The sequence below is a fragment of the Pseudoalteromonas sp. NC201 genome (assembly GCF_002850255.1).
In the GTDB taxonomy this organism is placed as follows: Bacteria; Pseudomonadota; Gammaproteobacteria; order Enterobacterales; family Alteromonadaceae; genus Pseudoalteromonas.
Genome location: NZ_CP022523.1, coordinates 782,891 through 801,700, shown reverse-complemented (window position 1 = coordinate 801,700; position 18,810 = coordinate 782,891). Strand labels below are relative to the sequence as shown.

At 42.4% G+C, this 18,810-nt stretch carries 16 protein-coding genes; 11 read left to right on the top strand and 5 right to left on the bottom strand.

Annotated elements, in window-relative coordinates:
• Window positions 1-20: 20 nt before the first annotated feature.
• Window positions 21-809 carry an amidohydrolase family protein gene (locus PNC201_RS21420; protein WP_267895185.1) on the bottom strand — a complete coding sequence of 263 codons (789 nt, stop codon included), beginning with the start codon at window positions 807-809 and terminating at the stop codon, window positions 21-23.
• Between the two features lie 122 nt (window positions 810-931).
• Window positions 932-2,425, bottom strand: a complete 1,494-nt coding sequence (locus PNC201_RS21415) for a serine hydrolase domain-containing protein (RefSeq protein ID WP_102058364.1) — start codon at window positions 2,423-2,425, stop codon at window positions 932-934.
• 288 nt (window positions 2,426-2,713) lie between these two features.
• Here PNC201_RS21415 and PNC201_RS21410 point away from each other — a divergent pair, with 288 nt between their 5' ends.
• Both PNC201_RS21410 and PNC201_RS21405 read left to right on the top strand, forming a co-directional pair.
• Window positions 2,714-3,178 carry a hypothetical protein gene (locus tag PNC201_RS21410; RefSeq protein ID WP_102058363.1) on the top strand — a complete coding sequence of 155 codons (465 nt, stop codon included), beginning with the start codon at window positions 2,714-2,716 and terminating at the stop codon, window positions 3,176-3,178.
• Window positions 3,179-3,205: 27 nt separating this feature from the next.
• Entirely contained in the window at window positions 3,206-4,069 is an 864-nt protein-coding gene (locus PNC201_RS21405) for a LysR family transcriptional regulator (RefSeq protein ID WP_102058362.1), read from the top strand.
• 32 nt (window positions 4,070-4,101) lie between these two features.
• Here the strand turns inward: PNC201_RS21405 and PNC201_RS21400 are convergent, their stop codons facing one another.
• Window positions 4,102-4,587 (bottom strand): GNAT family N-acetyltransferase, encoded by a 486-nt coding sequence (locus tag PNC201_RS21400; protein WP_102058361.1) that lies wholly within the window; start codon window positions 4,585-4,587, stop codon window positions 4,102-4,104.
• 275 nt (window positions 4,588-4,862) lie between these two features.
• Between PNC201_RS21400 and PNC201_RS21395 the strand changes: the two genes are divergently transcribed.
• Window positions 4,863-5,927 carry a linear amide C-N hydrolase gene (locus tag PNC201_RS21395; RefSeq protein ID WP_102058360.1) on the top strand — a complete coding sequence of 355 codons (1,065 nt, stop codon included), beginning with the start codon at window positions 4,863-4,865 and terminating at the stop codon, window positions 5,925-5,927.
• Window positions 5,928-5,982: 55 nt separating this feature from the next.
• On the opposite strand, the gene PNC201_RS21390 is transcribed toward PNC201_RS21395, so the two are convergent.
• Window positions 5,983-6,792 carry a sulfite exporter TauE/SafE family protein gene (locus PNC201_RS21390; RefSeq protein WP_010603788.1) on the bottom strand — a complete coding sequence of 270 codons (810 nt, stop codon included), beginning with the start codon at window positions 6,790-6,792 and terminating at the stop codon, window positions 5,983-5,985.
• 464 nt (window positions 6,793-7,256) lie between these two features.
• Between PNC201_RS21390 and PNC201_RS21385 the strand changes: the two genes are divergently transcribed.
• The 8 genes from PNC201_RS21385 to PNC201_RS21350 all read left to right on the top strand — a co-directional run bounded on the left by PNC201_RS21385 (window position 7,257) and on the right by PNC201_RS21350 (window position 17,794).
• Entirely contained in the window at window positions 7,257-8,234 is a 978-nt protein-coding gene (locus tag PNC201_RS21385) for a DUF1852 domain-containing protein (RefSeq protein WP_045990348.1), read from the top strand.
• 28 nt (window positions 8,235-8,262) lie between these two features.
• On the top strand, window positions 8,263-9,303 hold the full coding sequence (locus tag PNC201_RS21380) for a methionine synthase (protein ID WP_010370114.1): 1,041 nt from the start codon (window positions 8,263-8,265) through the stop codon (window positions 9,301-9,303).
• A 298-nt stretch (window positions 9,304-9,601) separates the two neighbouring features.
• Window positions 9,602-10,177 (top strand): hypothetical protein, encoded by a 576-nt coding sequence (locus PNC201_RS21375; protein WP_102058359.1) that lies wholly within the window; start codon window positions 9,602-9,604, stop codon window positions 10,175-10,177.
• Window positions 10,178-10,753: 576 nt separating this feature from the next.
• Entirely contained in the window at window positions 10,754-11,839 is a 1,086-nt protein-coding gene (locus PNC201_RS21370; RefSeq protein ID WP_102058358.1) for a 5-methyltetrahydropteroyltriglutamate--homocysteine methyltransferase, read from the top strand.
• Between the two features lie 28 nt (window positions 11,840-11,867).
• Entirely contained in the window at window positions 11,868-12,857 is a 990-nt protein-coding gene (locus PNC201_RS21365; protein WP_102058357.1) for a sensor domain-containing diguanylate cyclase, read from the top strand.
• Window positions 12,858-13,190: 333 nt separating this feature from the next.
• Window positions 13,191-15,224: a S9 family peptidase gene (locus PNC201_RS21360; RefSeq protein WP_102058356.1), complete on the top strand. Its 2,034-nt coding sequence runs from the start codon at window positions 13,191-13,193 to the stop codon at window positions 15,222-15,224.
• 240 nt (window positions 15,225-15,464) lie between these two features.
• Window positions 15,465-16,496 (top strand): IS110 family transposase, encoded by a 1,032-nt coding sequence (locus tag PNC201_RS21355; RefSeq protein ID WP_102056325.1) that lies wholly within the window; start codon window positions 15,465-15,467, stop codon window positions 16,494-16,496.
• 728 nt (window positions 16,497-17,224) lie between these two features.
• The gene (locus tag PNC201_RS21350; RefSeq protein ID WP_010603794.1) at window positions 17,225-17,794 is read left to right on the top strand and encodes a hypothetical protein; all 570 of its coding nucleotides are present in this window, start codon (window positions 17,225-17,227) and stop codon (window positions 17,792-17,794) included.
• 385 nt (window positions 17,795-18,179) lie between these two features.
• Here the strand turns inward: PNC201_RS21350 and PNC201_RS21345 are convergent, their stop codons facing one another.
• On the bottom strand, window positions 18,180-18,725 hold the full coding sequence (locus PNC201_RS21345; RefSeq protein ID WP_102058355.1) for a DUF4410 domain-containing protein: 546 nt from the start codon (window positions 18,723-18,725) through the stop codon (window positions 18,180-18,182).
• Between the last annotated feature and the right edge of the window lie 85 nt (window positions 18,726-18,810).

Below are 18,810 nucleotides of genomic sequence, written 5' to 3'. Positions count from 1 at the left end.
GTAGGCTGCGATTGCTTGTTCTAATGAGTTGCTTCAGGCTGTCGAGTAATTGCATTCGCGATACTGATAAAAGGATTAAGCGTACTCACATTCCAATCGCTGCTCAGCGTGAGCATCGCACCATTTTCACTTAGGCTTTTAATTGGAACCAAATGATCTGCCCGCTCGCGGCCTAACAGTGGTTGCATTTCTTGCCAATGATGCGGTTGAGTAAATTCTCCTGCGACTTGTGCATCTGCTATCACACCCAACGCAGAAAACCTCTTGTAATCTTCAGGATCAACAACTTCTACATGTGTAAGGCGATGCCGAGCAACTCCTTTAGAGGCTGCTTCAATAGCATTTAACGCTTCATGTATTCCTCTGTCGCCAACTGCATGAATGTTAAAGTCAAAGCCACTAGGCTCCAATACTTTTATATATTTCTCTAATCGAGCTTGGGTAAAATAATTCACTCCACGGTTACCATCGAGCTTAAGCCAATCTACTTTATAAGGCTCTTTCATTGCCGCAGTGGTATTCACCAAAATACCATCCATGTAAAACTTTATTTGGTCGACTTCTAATAAGCTATTTGGCGTCGTATTATGAAACGATTTAAGCGCTCTAATTTGGCTTTCATCACTTGCTTCCGGATAAGCCCATAAGCCCAAGCTGGCTCGCATCTTCAAAACACCATCCGCTTGTAGCTTTTGCCAAGTATCTAATTGGCCGCGCTGCCAATATACGCGAGCATCACTAATGGATGTTATTCCGTGGCTTAAAAGCATAGGCTGAGTATATTCATCAAAGCCATAGCTAATTGGCAACTAACCTCTAGTCAGACTGAGTTCACGTTCAGTTTGAAGCTCACTAAACTATAAAAATGACGCGCTTAGCTGCTAGCATGATAGCTCACCCAGCAGCTGCGATTTGGCCAAGACAACTGTTACTACAGCGAATTTTTCGTACTTACAGGTGTTTCTAAACTCGCTAGTTGCTGCTTTGCAGATTCGAGGTTAGGGTCAAGTACAATTGCCTGTTTTAAAATCGCCTTTGCACGTTTTAGTTGATTATCGGCAATCAGTGCCTCTGCGAGACTATCTAACCCATTGGCTGAACTAGGGAATGCTTCAACGTTTAGCTCAAATGCAGCAATAGCAGCGGCATTTTTCTCTTCTCCCAAAAGCGCATATCCCAAGTCATTCAACTGCGCTTCTGAAAAATCATAATCGTTATACCTATCGGCCTTGAGGCGATTATATTGACTTCTCGCCTCAGCAGGTTCCTCTTGGGTAAACATCTTATAAAGAACTGCTGAAATAGGTTGTTTTACTTGAGGGTATGGTTTCATCGCTAAAATGGCTTCTACCGCTTTTTCATTCTCATCGACAACGTCATCTTGACCATTATTTGTTAATAGAATAATCGTTCTATTATCATCCAATTGATGGCTGTAAATCGACTTAAAACCTCGCCAGTGGCCACTGTGGCCAAACTTGGGATGATCATAGGCATCAGCCTTTAACATGAATCCATAACCGTACTGTTTGGTGTTGTTGTCTAATGTTGTGGTCGGCTGCAGCGCTTGCAGCCAAGTTTCCTTCGAAATAAGTTTATTATTGCTTAACGCTAAGTGCCACTTATACAAGTCCTGAGTCGTTGAATAGATCCCGCCCATCCCCTCAACATCAAAGAAAGGAATTTGATCAAAGGCGCGCTTCTTATCATTTAAGTGACGACGAAACCCATATGCACGAGTTGTTATTTTCTTTTCCGTCAACTTGGTTCGACTAACTGTATAATGCATACCAAGGGGTGAAAATACTTGCTGTTGAAGAAACTGGCTATACGGCAATCTAGATACTGACTCAATGACCTTTGCAAGTACAACATAACCAGTATTACTGTATTTAAATTGCTCACCCGGTTTAAACATTAATGCAGGTTGCTCACTCAGCAGCACACTCAATAAAAAACTTTGATCAAGGCTGGAGTCCACTTTTCCTTGACGATACAAGTCCGAGATATAAGGCATCATATCTGGCACACCAGAAGTGTGGTTTAATAGCTGATTGATTTTAATATCTTTATATGGAAAGTTAGGAATATATAAATAAACGGGATCTTCAAATTTCAGTTTGCCTTGCTCTTTAAGCATCATGATCGCGATAGCGGTAAACTGCTTTGAAATAGAACCAATATCAAACTGATGTTGAGTCCCTAGCAGCTCTTCACTAGCGTGACTAACCTCTCCCATCGTTCTTTGGAAAAGTATGGCGTCATTTTCTGCAACTAAGACGCTGCCATTGCATAACTTTATTTGTTCGCAGTGTGTAAAGTAAGCTTCTAACAATTGTGCTCGGTCATCTTCAAAGCTTTGCACATTCATACTATTCAACATTAATACGGCTGAAGTAATGGCAGACAAGACAAACTTTTTCATAATTAATCCTTGTTGTTTTTATACATGTTGAGTCAATCAACTTACATGCCAAAATATATAGCGATAAAAAACAATAGGTTAAATATAAATTCCTTCAACTATTACGTTGATGGTGTATCGAAAGTGGGACATTCTTATAAGACTTGTAGCACTTCCGGAACACCGCAAAATACACTTTACAAGCCTTCCAGACGGTGCGTAAGCGCAACATAGCAAGCACATAATAATCCACATAAAACCAGCTTTTGCCTGCTAGACTCATAAAAAACTGACTTGGAGCAACATCTTATGAGAGCCGCTATCCTGTTTATTTTATTTACTTTTAGTAGCCAGTTATTGGCAGAAACGGACACAGCTAAAATCAATAAACTGTTCGACAGCTACATGAGTAAATACAACCATTATCTGCAAACTGGTGATTTACCAACCAGTCCTCAACTGTACACAGATACGCTTATGTTAATGTCATCAAGTTCAAAGCCGAGCGTGATCACACAAACGCAAATGAATAAACAGGTGCAAGTATTCTTAACACGCCTGAAAGAACAAGGTGTCAGTCACGTAAAGTGGAGCAAGGTCAGTATTCATTTTCTTGATAAAAATATTGCGTTAGTGAGCAACATCGCTGAGCGATACACCCAATCAGGCGCACTTTTTAATAAAGTAGGCGCAAGCTATTACGTCTATTTAGTTGATGGTGAATGGAAAATATCTGCGTTCGCTGTACATGATGCGAAAAACACTTTACTTTAATTGCATCTAAACTTTGGTGTTGTAGGCATGGAAAACTGGGACGACTTTCAATTACTGCTTGCATTAAAACGTGCTAATACACTCAGAGGTGCGGCCAAAGTTCTAGGTGTAAACCACACGACGGTATCTCGTAGACTACATGCTTTAAATCAACGCTTTAGTCTTGATATATGCATGCTTTCGCAAGGCAAAGTCTCGTTTTCTGAATTGGGACTGCAGCTGCTCAGTGCCGCTGAAAACATGGAAGCCAGCCTTGTCCCTCATTTAAGCCAAATTAACACTTCGGTTAAGCAGTTAAAGCAACAAATAAACTTATCTATCCCCCCAGCGATTTTGCAGTTTGTCTTGTTAGACGAATTACATGAATTTCAGCAAAACAATCCTTACCTCACGCTGTCGATTAATACTACCTATGCACTTTCCGATCTAGAGAAATCAGAAGCCGATGTCGTGATCCGAGCTTCTCACGTTCCGGATGAGCACTTAGTTGGTCACCGGCTATTTCCGATTTCACTTGGTTACTTCATGCATAAAGACTATCTCGATAACCGCACGAGTGAAAGCGTTTCTTGGATAACCGCCAGCGTAACAGAAAGACCGACTTGGCTACTTGATACACCCTATCCAACCGCCCCAGTTTCTCTATCAATTGAAGATTTGGTGCTGCGTCATCAGGCTGCATCCAAAGGCCTTGGTATGATCAGAGGGGCGCACTATATTGCAAGGCATTTTCCTAATTTAATTGAATTTGCACCAGCGAGTGAGCACTATGCAGATTTATGGATCCTGACCCATCCAACAAAAAAATCCATACCCAACGTCAAGCGGCTTATCAGCTTTTTACTTAAGACTATGCGCAGTAAACAAATACTGATCGACTGCGCAAAATAACATTCGCCACGTTAGTTTAGCGCCTATCCACTCTAATCAGCCAACCATTTATACATAACATAGCTATCTACCAAACCCAATTTCCCGTGTTTATATGCCTTGGGAATGGTGCCGATAATGGTAAAACCAAGCTTTTGCCATAGTTTAATCGCCAGTTCATTGGTCGATACCACACTATTAAATTGCATGGCTTCGAACCCCAGCGCTAACGCTTGCTGCTGGGAATGTTCGCACATCAGCCGTGCAATTCCTTTACCACGAGCCAAACTCGACACCATGTAACCACAGTTACATATGTGGCTACTCGGACCCATCGCATTTTGTCGCAAATAATAGCTGCCAAGTACTTGCCCATTTTCAACATATGCAAAAGCTTTGAGCGGCGTTTCACACCAAAGTAAAAATGCCTGATCTATACTCATATTTGAGTCAAATGCATACGTTTCTTGCGCTTGGATCACTTCTGAAAACGTTGGCCAAAACGACTCAAAATCTTCCCGAGTTATCTCTCTTATCATCCCATTTCCTCTAAACGTCATACCTGATAGCAATTAACCCAATTCTTGAAAATATACTCATTCTACTAACCTCACACCACTTTTGTTTTAGGGAACCCGAGACGAATACTTGTCGAATCATTAGTTTTTCACGCTAATAGTTACTGACTTACCACTCCTGTAATGCACTGTAACTTTCTGTAATGTATTTAGCCTTTTTCAAAGCCTAGTATGAATCAGTAGGTTGATGAGAAACCACTCATCAAAAGGATATTTAATTTTCTTGTGAGGTTGTTATGTGTACTAGAGTTTTTAATAACTGGAACAGAGCATATTTGGCTACTGCCAGAAATATGGACTGGATGTTTATATTACCTACCAGCTTGTTTGTACTTGAAAAAGGACTAAAAAAATCGGGGCTTGAGCCAGTTTCTGAGCTAGAGGCAATAGCAAGCGAGAAAACTCGCAACCCACTTACATGGACATCTTCCTATAGTAGTGTGGTCGCTATGGTAGGAGATGATTGCAGCGGCTGGGCAGCCTCCGATGGCATGAACTCTATGGGGCTTGTCGCAAATGTATTGTACGACTCAGGCGCGACGTACGGTAAATCAGCATGCAAAAGTAAAAAGCAGCTGAGCGTACTGAGATGGTTGCAGTATGTATTAGACAAATTTGTACTCGTCAAGGAAGTCGTTGACGTATTCAGCAAACAAGAAATTCAGATCGTTGGTGCAGAAGTACCTAACAGTGAAGGTAAAACCGCAGCATTGCATTTGATAGTGTCGGATATCAGTGGCGATTCAGCCATTATCGAAGTTGAGAATGGGGTTTTTAAGATCCATCACAGCGCTAACTATCGCGTTGTTACCAATGAACCAAGTTATGAAGATCAGCTAAGGATTAATGATTATTGGCTGTGGCAATGGAGTGATAAAAACAGTCAGCCGAGCCATACGATCCCTGGCGGTCCATACTCAACCGATAGATTCGAACGCGCTGCGTTTTATCTTAATCACTTAGATTTACCAAACGATGAGCATGATGCCCTTGCACAGGCTCGCTCGGTTGCTGCAAGTGCATCAGTACCCCTTGGCTATAATTTTACAAGCAGTGCCAGCCCAAATATATCTAATACCTTGTGGACAACCGTTGCAGCGCATAGGAGCCAAACCTATTACTTTTGCAATGCCCGCACGCCTCATGTTGCTTGGGTGGAATTGACAAACTTTAACTTTGAATCGCCAGTCAGTGCCTTCACACTGATAAGCGAAGATCCATCTGGGGAGTACATCAATAGCACCAGAAATGGCAAGTTAAACAAGCATTTTGAACCAACCGAAGATCCGTTCAAAAAGTAAGATTAGCAGAGCTTCTGAGCCAAACACGCCATAGTTCGTTTTGGCTCAAAAGTACTTAATTCACCGCCATATTCACAGCCATCACTAACAGTAGCACAGCAAATACCTTTTTAATCGTGGCAACAGGCAAATGATGCGTGGCTTTAGCCCCCATTGGAGCGGTGAACCAAGACGTGCACACAATTCCTAATAGGGCTGGCAAATAAACAAATCCGGCGAAACCATCCGAAAGTGCAAAGTGCGCACTGCCCGAGCTAATGTAGCCAACGGAACCAAAGAGCGCGATAACAATGCCACATGCAGAGGCGCATCCTATGGCCTTTTTCATATCAACAGAGAAAAACGTCAACAGCGGTACCAAAAGCGCTCCACCGCCAATGCCTATCATGGCAGATAAACCACCTGTGATCGTCGTTAATACCGTAAGTATGCCTTTATTTGGCAGCTGCCTTTGGGTTGAGCTCTCATTTTTACTGCTATAAAACATTTTTATTGCTATCAATACCACACTTACTGCAAATACAATGCGCACTGCGTTTTCGGGTAATAGCGCTGCCAAAAAACCACTGATAAGCGCGCCTAGTGCAACGCCCGTCATTATCCACGGCGCTAAATCCCACGGTACATTGCCATTTTTATGATGCGCGATTGCCGATGAGGTAGAAGTAAATAAAATGGATGCCAGCGATGTCGCTACAGCGGCTATCACCACTTGCTCCGGCGGTAACACGTTAAAGTACAATAAAATACTGCTCAGCACCGGAACAATAACCAGCCCACCGCCAATACCTAACAACCCGGCTAAAAAGCCAACAACACTACCGAGTAGTGCACAATACACAAACAACAAAATCAACTCACTCATTCCACTTATCTCTTCTTTTAATTGAGGCGCAATCACCTAAGTGAGCAATATGGGCGTTGCTTTTAGCCTTTGTGCCACCTAAGCGCTGCGAGTATAACAACATTACGCTTTGCCATTGGTGCTTTTGACTTAGATAAGCCTTGAATATTCCTCACGTTTTACTTGAAACAAATGCAACTTAGACATTTAGCAGTCTAGACTTTCAGATTTCCAATGAGTTTCATTCTACAATTGCTCATATTTTCTGCATATGCGACTCAATAAGCGGCATCTATTTTTGTAACTCATGAATCAGACTCATGTTTTATGTGAAATAAAACCGTTTTTCTTCATCTTGTGATCCACGTATAAATCTCATATCACTTAATGTTCGGCACTCTCACTGCGTCCCCGTGGATATCTGTTTATCGCAGTGAAACGGAATTGCCGAACTCGTCAGCATTAGAATTGGATACCTAAAGAACATGAATAACGAGTTTACTTTCACTATTAAGAGCATTCGTCTTGACGAGAATTACCATCCGTCAAACAGCACGCGGATCACCACTAACTTTGCTAACTTGGCAAGAGGCGAAAGCCGCCAGCAAAACTTACGCAATGCCTTAAAGATGATTGATAATCGCTTTAACGCATTGGCTAACTGGGATAACCCAAAAGGCGACCGTTATTCTGTTGAGCTTGAGATAGTCTCAGTTGATATGGATATTGCAGGCAGTGGACAAACTTTCCCGTCAATTGAGGTGTTAAAAACCAATATTGTTGACCACAAAACCAATGAACGCATTGAGGGAATTGTTGGTAACAACTTCTCATCTTACGTACGTGACTATGATTTTAGCGTGCTATTGCTTGATCATAATAAAGATCAACCTAAATTCAGCATCCCAGCTAACTTTGGCGACTTACACGGTAAGCTATTTAAATACTTTGTCGATTCAGAAGCTTACAAGAGTCACTTTAGTAAGCCACCGGTGATTTGCTTAAGTGTATCGGATAATAAAACCTATCACCGCACTGAAAATCAGCACCCTGTGCTTGGCTTTGAATATCAGCCAAATGAGTCATCATTAACTGAGCAATATTTCAAAAAGATGGGCTTACAGGTGCGCTACTTTATGCCACCAAATAGCGTTGCACCTTTGGCTTTTTACTTCTTTGGTGACTTACTGAATGATTACACCAATCTGGAGTTGATCAGCACCATCAGCACTATGGAAACATTCCAAAAGATCTACCGCCCTGAGATTTACAACGCCAATGCGGTTGCAGGCAAGTGCTATCAGCCAAACTTAAAAAACCTAGATCACTCATTAACACAGATTGTTTATGACCGCGAAGAGCGCAGCCAGTTGGCGATTGCACAAGGTCGATTTGCAGAAGAGCATTTCATCAAGCCTTACCAAACCGTACTTGAGCAGTGGTCTGCAAATTACGCTTTATAATCAACGGGAATATGGAACAGCATTTATTATGAAAACACTATTACCAACGTCTACTGCTGGCAGTTTACCTAAGCCCGCTTGGCTTGCTCAGCCAGAAACCCTATGGTCACCTTGGAAACTAGAGGGCGACGAGCTTATTGATGGCAAAAACGATGCGCTACGCATTGCTTTGCAAGAGCAACAACTTGCCGGAATTGATATCGTGAGTGATGGCGAGCAAACCCGTCAACACTTTGTAACCACTTTTATTGAACACCTAAGCGGTGTGGACTTTGAGAAGCGTCAAACCGTAAAAATTCGCGACCGCTATGATGCCAGTGTTCCAACCGTGGTGGGCCCTGTATCTCGCCAAAAGCCGGTTTTTGTTGAAGATGCCAAGTTTTTACGCAGCCAAACAGACAAACCTATCAAATGGGCATTGCCAGGTCCGATGACGATGATAGATACGCTGTATGATGACCACTACAAAAGCCGTGAAAAGCTAGCGTGGGAATTTGCTAAGATCCTTAATCAAGAAGCCAAAGAGCTGGAAGCTGCTGGAGTCGATATCATTCAATTCGACGAACCGGCGTTTAATGTCTTTTTTGATGAGGTCAACGACTGGGGCATTGCGGCGCTTGAACGTGCTATTGAAGGACTCAAATGCGAAACCGCTGTGCATATCTGTTACGGTTACGGCATTAAAGCTAACACCGATTGGAAAAAGACCTTAGGATCAGAATGGCGTCAATATGAAGAGGCATTTCCTAAGCTACAAAAATCCAATATCGATATCATCTCTTTAGAGTGCCATAACTCTCACGTGCCAATCGACTTGTTAGCGTTGATCCGTGGTAAAAAAGTGATGGTTGGTGCGATTGATGTTGCAACCAACACCATCGAAACGCCAGAAGAAGTTGCCAACACACTACGCAAAGCGCTTGAGTTTGTTGACGCCGACAAACTCTACCCATGCACTAACTGCGGTATGGCACCACTTTCTCGTGAAGTGGCAAGAGGCAAGCTCGCTGCATTGAGCGCAGGGGCTGAACTTGTGCGCCAAGAGCTATTAGCCAAAAAATCAGCTTGATAAATACTGAATTAACAACAGTTTTAGCTGCTAAACAAAACCTAAATTATGTGCCGCCTTCAAGGAATGATAGGTGGTGCGGCTTTACAACCTTAATCAGTGTTCAGTACGACGGTTTATTACTTAAACTCACCAGGTAACTTCTACTCGCTCTTGTTATCATTGGAGCATCCATATAATCTATTCTCTAATTTATAAGTTAAACCATCAAGCCTAATGCAACCAAGAAATAAGGTTTATACTTGCTAAACAGGTGTTAGTATCTACAAGCTAATGACGCAATAAGGATATCATTTGTATGAAAACTACTGCCCTCCTATTACTTTTACTCTGTGTACATAACGCCCAGAGTAAAGCGCGGGATCTAGATACCGAAAGAAATTTGTATGTTCAAACTACAACTCTAAAAGCACTTAGTCTGGATGACGTACAAAAAAGTACATTACGTGCCATAATCCAGAACGCAGAACTAGACAAAAGAATAGATGCTGAATACGAGGATGGTGCTAAATACGCTATCGGAGATACAAGCCGGTCAATCCCCTACACGGGCAATGAAATACTTCAAATAACAATAAATAATAATGAAATGAATTCTGAGAGCTTCACCTTAAAACCAACTTATTTAGCCTATGGTAGTGATTTAATTTTAAGGTCAATCAGTTTTGAATCACAAGAGAAAAGAGCCAGAACCAAAGCCAGACTAATCTTATTTTTGGAAGATGGCGGGAAATCTGCACCCACTCAACTCTATTATGGGCTTGTTATTAAAACGGAAGGAAAAGCAATATACATGGAGTTCTCAAAAGATTGGCAAATCATTAAAGCAATTGAAACACTACAAAAAAACGTCCGTTTTTGGGCAATGACGTAATGGAAGTAAGTGGCTTCTTACCCGACCAAGCTCAGGAGATAATACGATAATCTTAAGTAGCTTACCGTTAATTAACGGCTGGGAAGTAAAGGTGCTATATAAACCCAGAAAGAGCATTTGAAACTCTAAAGGGCAAGAAATACTCTCATTGCTTACGAACATCTACTAAAAATATTATCAATTTTCATTTGCTTTCATACACTTAATAAATCCGCTATTTCCCCCTTCACCTAACACGCTTTTTTGACTTGAAAAGTACGGATAAAATGGCCTTCTCATAAGTCAGTTTGTTTTCAATCTGAAATTTAGATAAAAGAGAAGCTAACTCATTATTTTTAAAGTTAGCCTCAAATCACCTCCTTGTCTCACTCAAAAGCACCCACCAAAGATTATCTCATCAGGTAAAATCCCATGTAATCAAGGCGATTATATCTATTTGATCCTATACTCACATTGGCGCTTGTGCGTTTGTAAAACAGACAAAGTAACTGGATTGCTATAAGCGCACATTTATTTGATTATTTATGGCTTTTTATCGTTTTACTTAGAATAAGCAACTCGAGAAGGTAGACTACGATGGCGCGGTTCCAGATCCCCAGCGAACAAATCGGATCAATTCCTCGAAATCCCTGTTTAATAAGCGCTTACAGGGACTATAAGCAAGGAAAGATAAGTTACGCAGTTTTAAACGAAATTGCAGAGCGTGAAACACAACAAGTGATAAAAGAGCTCGAAGCGATTGGCTGTCAGATCGTCAGTGATGGCGAGCAAAGAAAGTTTGATGGTTTTGCTCACTATTGCTTACACGATTCACCTTGCTACTCAGATCAGGGCTTGCTCGTTGATTTTAACGATGGTCACTCTCGGGTCTTTGCGCCACACCTTAAAGTACCGCCATTTCGCTATCAACATACGGCGGATGAATTTCTCGCTTTCGCACTCAAACATGCAACTGTGCCCGTCAAACAAGCCGTTATTTCTCCTTCAATGTTGAGCTTAGTTTATCCTTCTCACGGAATTGAAAATTACGATCACGAAAGTTTTATCAGTGATTTGATAACTGAGCATGTTGGCGAAGTAAAACGCTGCTTAGCACTGGGTGCACATAAAGTACAAATTGACTTTACGGAAGCTAGGCTGTCTTTAAAACTAGACCCGTCAGGTCAGACCCTCAAGTCCTTTGTTGAGCTAATCAATAAATGTCTCGCCCAATTTAGTGATAGCGAAAGGCAACGAATTGGTATTCATACCTGTCCGGGTGCTGATATTGATGCAACTCATAGCGCCGACATTGACTATAAATACCTGCTGCCTACGCTTTTCGACATTAATGCAGGAAGCTTCTACGTTGCACTTAGAGGTGAAGAGAACCCCAAGAAAACCCTGAAGCTGATAGGCAGCATCCTCAAGCCCTTCCAACGTGTATTTATTGGCGTGATTAACCCGAATAGTCGCGAAATTGAGAGCCCCGGATCCGTACGAGATCTCGTGTTACTGGCGAGTGAATTTATTCCTATTCCACAGCTAGGCACTTGTGATGATTGCGGTTTTTCGCCATTCGCTGATGATATTTCAACAACCAGAGAAATCGTATATGAAAAAATAAAATCGCGACTAGTCGGCACACAAATGGCCGAAGAAGCACTCAATACACGTTCGTAGAAAAATTGAATTAGCCAATGGACTATGCATGAGCGAAGTATTTCCATCTAAATCGGATGACGCAGATCTAATTACTAAACTTGAAGATGAAGTTCTGGCGTTAGAAATAGAAAACCACAAGCTGCAACAAAGGTTACGTGAGAACGAATACGACAGAAAAGCTCTGCTGGATATTCAAAAGCTTGCTAATGTCGGTACGTGGCGGCTTAACCACCTAATCTACAGCGTTAAAATGAGCGATAAACTTGCTGCCATGCTCGGTATTGATGGCGAAGCCATTACACAGTGGGACGACTTTATCAATGCACTAGATCCAAGCGCCGAGCTAGCAATAAAACAGCAGCTCCACAATGTTTTTGTTCACGGTGGAAGCACCACATTTGAGCATGTTGTAACTAGAGCTGACGGCTCCACACTTTATGTAAGACACCACTGTGAAACGCTACTAAACGGCATTGGCCAACCACTTAATTCAATTGGCCTGATGCTGGATGTCACACAAGATAAAGTCAAGGCCGCGCAATTGGAAGTGCTATCGAATAAGGATGAACTAACCAATTTATACAATCGTCGGAAAATGAATCAGGCACTACACAAGGAAACGACCGAGTGTTTAACTAACGGGCTCCCCCTCAGCACGATTATTCTAGACTTAGATCTGTTTAAGCAAGTGAATGATAGGTTTGGCCACCATATCGGCGATGAAGTGCTGGTGCGTGTGTCGCAGGAAATTCAAAATAGTCTAAGGTCAACGGACATCGCATCTCGTTGGGGAGGTGAAGAGTTTCTTATCTTGTGCCCCAACACCTATCTCAACGATGCACAGAAAGTAGCAGAGCGGATCCGTAAAGCGATTGAAGCCATTCAATTATCCTGCCCACACAAGATCACTGCCAGTTTTGGCGTAGGCAGTTTACAAGATGGTCAAGACCTATCTGAGATGCTAAAGCGAGTTGACTCAGCCCTATACCAAGCGAAAAAAGCAGGTAGAAACTGCATACGAGTAGAGCCTGAATAGCGCAAATGCATACTTAATACGGTTATTGACGCTATTTAACCTGAAAAATCCTTATGTTAGGTACGTCACTCATATGACAGTTTTACGTTATTGTTGCGTCATGACCAGAGCGCCACGTAGATCATACCAAAATCAAGTTAATGAACGACGGATAATTCACAGGTACGCATTGTATCCAGCAGAACTATTCTTTGTCTCTCGTAAACAACCTTCTTACACTCCCCTTCATTTGATACACCGAGTTTTTATTTCATTCTATCGCGTATTAGGTGACATTGAATTACACCTGAATAACTATGAAGCCCACATAAAAATTATATTGAAGGTGGCGATATGCCTTTTGAATTGAAACGGACGCTTATTTGCACTTTACTGGCTTGCGCTGCATTGCCAGCACTAGCACAAACTGAGGTCGGATTACAGGCTAAAGACATTTTTGAACTGGAATATGCAAACGACCCACAAATATCCCCGGATGGTACTCAAGTTGTCTATGTGCGTAACAATAATGACGTGATGAAAGATGCTAAGCGACAAAACCTGTGGCTGGTCGATACGAAATCAGGCGCACAATCACCACTCTTCTCTGATGAAAACAATTACAGTCAACCTCGCTGGTCGCCGGATGGTAGCAAAATCGCCTTTGTGAGCAATGTATCTGGCAGCACACAAATTCATGTACATTATCTTGCTCAAAACCGTACGGCACTACTTACACAGTTGCAATCTGGGATCAGTGGCTTAACTTGGTCACCAGATGGCAAATGGCTGGCTTTTAGCCAAAAGGTTGCTGAAAAGCCAGCAGTCATTGCCAAGATGCCAGAAAAACCAAAAGGCGCGAAGTGGTCCGACTCTGCCATTGTTATCGACAAAGCCTACTACCAAGCAGATGGCCGAGGCCTTATCAAACCGGGCTATCGCCAGATCTTCGTGTTACCGAGTGAAGGCGGCACGCCGCGCCAATTAACCTCTGGTAATTATCACCATAGTGGGAAACTCGCGTGGCGAGCAGATGCTAAGGCCATTGTATTTTCAGCAAACCGTATTGCAGACTGGGAATACAAGCGCCTAGAAGGCGACTTATTCGAAGTTGATTTTAACCGTAATATCACCCAGCTTACGTCGGCTCCTGGTCGTGAGTACGCACCTAGTTTTTCCGAAAATGGTAAACATCTGGCTTATCTTAGTGCATCGAATGCGCTAAACCCTTACCGTAATAGCAAGCTGAATATCATGGATTGGCAGGACAAAACCTCCCACATGATTGCCAAAGACTTCGACCGCTCAATCCAAAACCCAACTTGGATTAGCAGTGATAGACTGGCGATGACGTACGATGACCACGGCAAGCGAAAGCTCGCGAGCATCACCACAAAAGGCAAAATTACCGACATCACAGATACGCTCTCAGGCACAACCCTTGGTCGCCCTTATCTAAGCGGTGAATTTAGTGCTAACTTTGATGGAGAAATTGCCTTTACTCAGGGTTCGAGTGAGCGCCCTGCTGACATCGCAATCACGACAAGAAAAGGCAAAGTAGCGCAATTAACCCGCCTTAACGAAGACCTACTTGCACATAAAACCCTTGGTAAAGTGCATGAGATCACGTATAGCTCGTCGTTCGACGGGGAGAAAATTCAGGGCTGGTATATTACGCCACCAAATTTTGACCCAAACAAAAAATATCCATTACTACTAGAAATTCACGGTGGTCCACACTTAGCCTACGGCCCCCATTTCTCAGCAGAATTACAGCGTTATGCCGCCGAAGGTTATGTGGTATTTTACGACAATCACAGAGGCAGCAGCTCTTACGGCGAACGCTTTGCGATGTTGCTCAAGTACAAATACAGCTCGAAAGAAGACTTTGCCGATCATAACTCAGGGGTAGACGCTATGCTTGAGAAAGGCTTTATCGACAAAGATAATCTGTTTATTGCTGGCGGTTCTGCAGGTGGTATCGCAACAGCCTACGCAATTGGCTTAACTAACCGTTTCAACGCTGCTGTTGTCGTAAAGCCTGTGATCAACTGGCTGAGTAAAGTGCTTACCGCTGACAGTGGCCTTGGTCAAATTCCAACGCAATTCCCAGGTATGCCATGGGAGCATATGGAACACTATTGGCAACGCTCACCGCTTTCGCTCGTTGGCAATGTAACCACCCCAACCATGCTAATGACGGGTGAAGAAGACTTGCGCACGCCAATGGCCGAAACCGAACAGTTCTACCAAGCACTTAAGCTGCGTAAAATTGATTCTGTACTGGTCAAAATTCCAGGTGCGCCACATGGAATTGCAGGCCGTCCTTCTCGGATGATCAGTAAGATTGAACATACCCTAGCTTGGTTTGAAAAATATAAGAAGTAAACGTCATTTGCTTATTTCGATAACCTGGCTTGAGGTCTACAGGCCACATTACTCATGTATCCTGTAGACCCCTCCCTCTGAAAAATGACACTATTTTAGAGAGACATAAAAGCACTTAGTCTCATCTTGTATGCTTGCTCCGCATAAAATTAATGTGGTGGGTGATGAGATGGACGCTCCCAAATCGGCGTCAATGCGCCAAACTGATAGTTGCAAACACAGTTATTAGGAGAGTCCATCATGAATAACGTTAGCACGCTTTCAATTGATCTAGCAAAAAATGTATTCCAACTTTTATCGTTTGATAAGCAAGGTAATAAATGTTTTTCCAGAAGGTTAGATAGAGCAAAGCTCTTGCAAACATTGACCCAATTACCTGCTTGTAATGTTGTTATGGAATCATGCTCAACGTCTCATTATTGGGGGCGGTACTGCTTACAAGCTGGGCACCAAGTTCAGCTTATCCCTGCGCAACATGTTACCCCTTTTGTCCGTGGCAATAAAAACGATAAAAATGATTGTATGGCGATTTATGAAGCGAGCCTTCGACCTAACATTCGCTTTGTTCCTGTAAAAACAGAGCATCAACAAGCAATCCTAGCACTACATCGCTATCGGGAGCGGCTCATACATAATCGAACCGCCTGCATCAACCAAACATGTGGTTTGTTACTTGAATTTGGCATCGTCATCAAAAAGAGCTTAAAGTCTTTTCGTGCAACCATTGCTGATCTGCTCAACCGTAATTTACATGGAGCTTTAAATCTACTCCTCAGAGACGTTTATGAAGAAATGCAAAAGTTAGACGCCAATATTAAAAATGTAGAGGCACAATTTAAGCAGTTTAATGAACAGAGCCAAGCTGCTCAAATTATCCAATCCATCCCCGGAATTGGGATTATCAACGCATCGGCATTGAGTGCCACAATAGATAAAGGGCAAGCATTTTCTAATAAAAAGGAGTTGGCTGTGTGGCTTGGGATCACACCACGTCAATATGCTTCGGGTGAAACCAATAAGATGGGAGGGATCACCAAACGAGGTGATCGTTATCTAAGAAAACAACTCATTCATGGTGCCCGTACAGTGGTCAATCATGCGCACAAAAAGCAGGATGATTTAAACAAATGGATCAACGCATTGGTAGAACGTCGCGGTAAAAATAAAGCGGTGGTGGCCACGGCCCACCGATTGGCTCGCTTAATGTGGATATTGCTACAAAGAAATGAACCTTATAAAGCCCAATATACACAAAGTGAGGCGCAATCATGACTCAAATTATGGCTATTAAGGAGCCCGGTCGTGACAAGGGCCTCGAGCCCGAGTGGGTGTTTATGAGCCCTTGATAGCCATATTCTCATTGCTGTAAACATAACGATGAACAAAAGGTCAAACCTACCTAGTTAAACCCGTTATAGGCAAGGCATTCAATGCCGCGTGGGTGTATTCTACTTTTTGGGTGGCTAGGTTCGAAACTCATTAGGGGCGCTGAAAGTCAGTTAAGCCCGAATATATGTCAGAGCAGCACCTTATTTAGGGTGACTCAAAGTGACTGTTTATCAATACATACAAATAGTAAATGAGAGATAAATAAAAGAAGCAACAAGGCTGTTAAAACAACCTTGTTGGATGAGTATTACTTGACAGCAGCTGAGCGTCCATATATGTCTTTGTTATTTCTCTATGTGTGTGATGATGCTTATTGTAACGACTTAAAAAATTGCGATGCGCAATCAGCTCATAAAATACCAATTGTCGTCAATTCAAAGTTCGATCCCGCCCTGCCAAGGAGATAGCTAGCGAAGGTTCTGAGTTAATGTGTAGAGAAGGTGATGATCTCATAGCATACCCGCACGATGCGGCAATAGTTTCGCCAGAGCTAGTGCCAAATATGCAGTCAATAAAGCTGAATAAGTGCTATAAATATATAATGTATGAAATAGAGGCGGCTTTATGTATAAACAGACCAAGTTGCTCTTTGACTCGGATTTTTAACCATTATGTTCAGCTTTCTTGCGTACGCATTACCTCTTGCAATGGCAGTTCTTGGTATTCTTGCTGGCTCTTATGAGTGTTGGAACAAGGAGCGCCACAGACCTACTAAGCTCGGAATTGTACTTCTTTCCTCGATCCTATTAATTACGTTCGCGCAGATAGTTATTTCACACGCCCAAGAAGAAAACAAAAATAGGGTGCATATATCTGCGCAGATAGCTCTCGCCAACCTTCAAAATGTATTCGATTTCTACAGCAAGCGTTGCTTTGAAGCAATGCAAGGCAATTACTACTTTTACGAGGGAGACAAAGATGCTTTTATGCAAGCTTTACGTTTAGCCCCTTACTCCATCGCAGAGGAAATCAAAGACAATAAAAAGGCGCTGATAGCGGCTGGAATGAATTCCGGGATGGCTGATGACTTTGAAGGAATTTTCACACATACCTACCAAGATTATCAGACAATTCCGGATGACGAACTTCCCAGAAGCTTGGAATACATGATTAGAATTTCACGCGAGCGGCTTTTTAAGGAGCTACTAAAAGGCGAGCTGGCAAGTAATTCTCATGACTAACTACACAATCAATTTTACGTTCAACCTGATATCTCCCTCATTTTGAAACATTCCACTAATTTTAGTTTAGTGTAACCGCATGTAAAAATACTGAAATATTACGACACAACGAGCCGTTTGTGAGCTAAATCCACACAGTACAATTAGCTCACCAATTAACTAGGTGTGTGTTGTATGCGAGCCACTTTAGCACTATCAGAAGCTGTTATTAGCGTGACGATAATGGCTGACACTCACAACAAACTTCCACCATTTTTGGCTGTATCTTTGAGGTGGGTGTCTTGTCATTTTGTTGGTAATGCGCATCAGTGGGGCTCAAAAGGGTATACAGGAGCCCCATCGTCAAAAACTAGGTTTCTTTGAGTATTTGGAACTTCAATATCGACTAAGAGTTAGCGGTATTATCAGTTTTACCTTCGCGCTCCACCGCGCCAATCATACTCACCACTTTCTTAGATACTGCTTCAAGCTGCCTAGAAGTAGTTGCACCAAAAATGCCTTCGATAAACTCAGATCGAGTATCTAGTATCGACTCACCAACGACCTCGTTAGTGTCAGTGTTTATTAGCTTTACATTGAGCTTCAGCTCGGCATCACCCGCCATTACACCTACCATAAAGCGGCCAAATCCAGACACATAACGAAAGTGCTCGATGGTGATCTCGACTGATAAAGGTGCTTGAGCTGCACTTCCAGACTCAACAATACTGCCATTAAAGTCTTTGGCTATTAGTGCTTTTAGCTCATTAATGCTGTTAGAAAGTGACTTACTTTTAGAAACTGAGTGCGATGAAGTAATATCCAAAAATACATTTTGTGGCGTGTTCCCTACAGCTCTATTCGCTGTTTTACTTGTCTCTTGAATGTGGGCGGCGCAGCCACTGAAAATAAGCACTGCGATTATTACGGCAAATATTTTAAGATGTTTCATTAGGGGCAAATTTCCGACCTTCAATATATATTCGGTTAACGACATGCTAACCTTCGTTGGCTGCTATGGTATCAAATATTTTCCC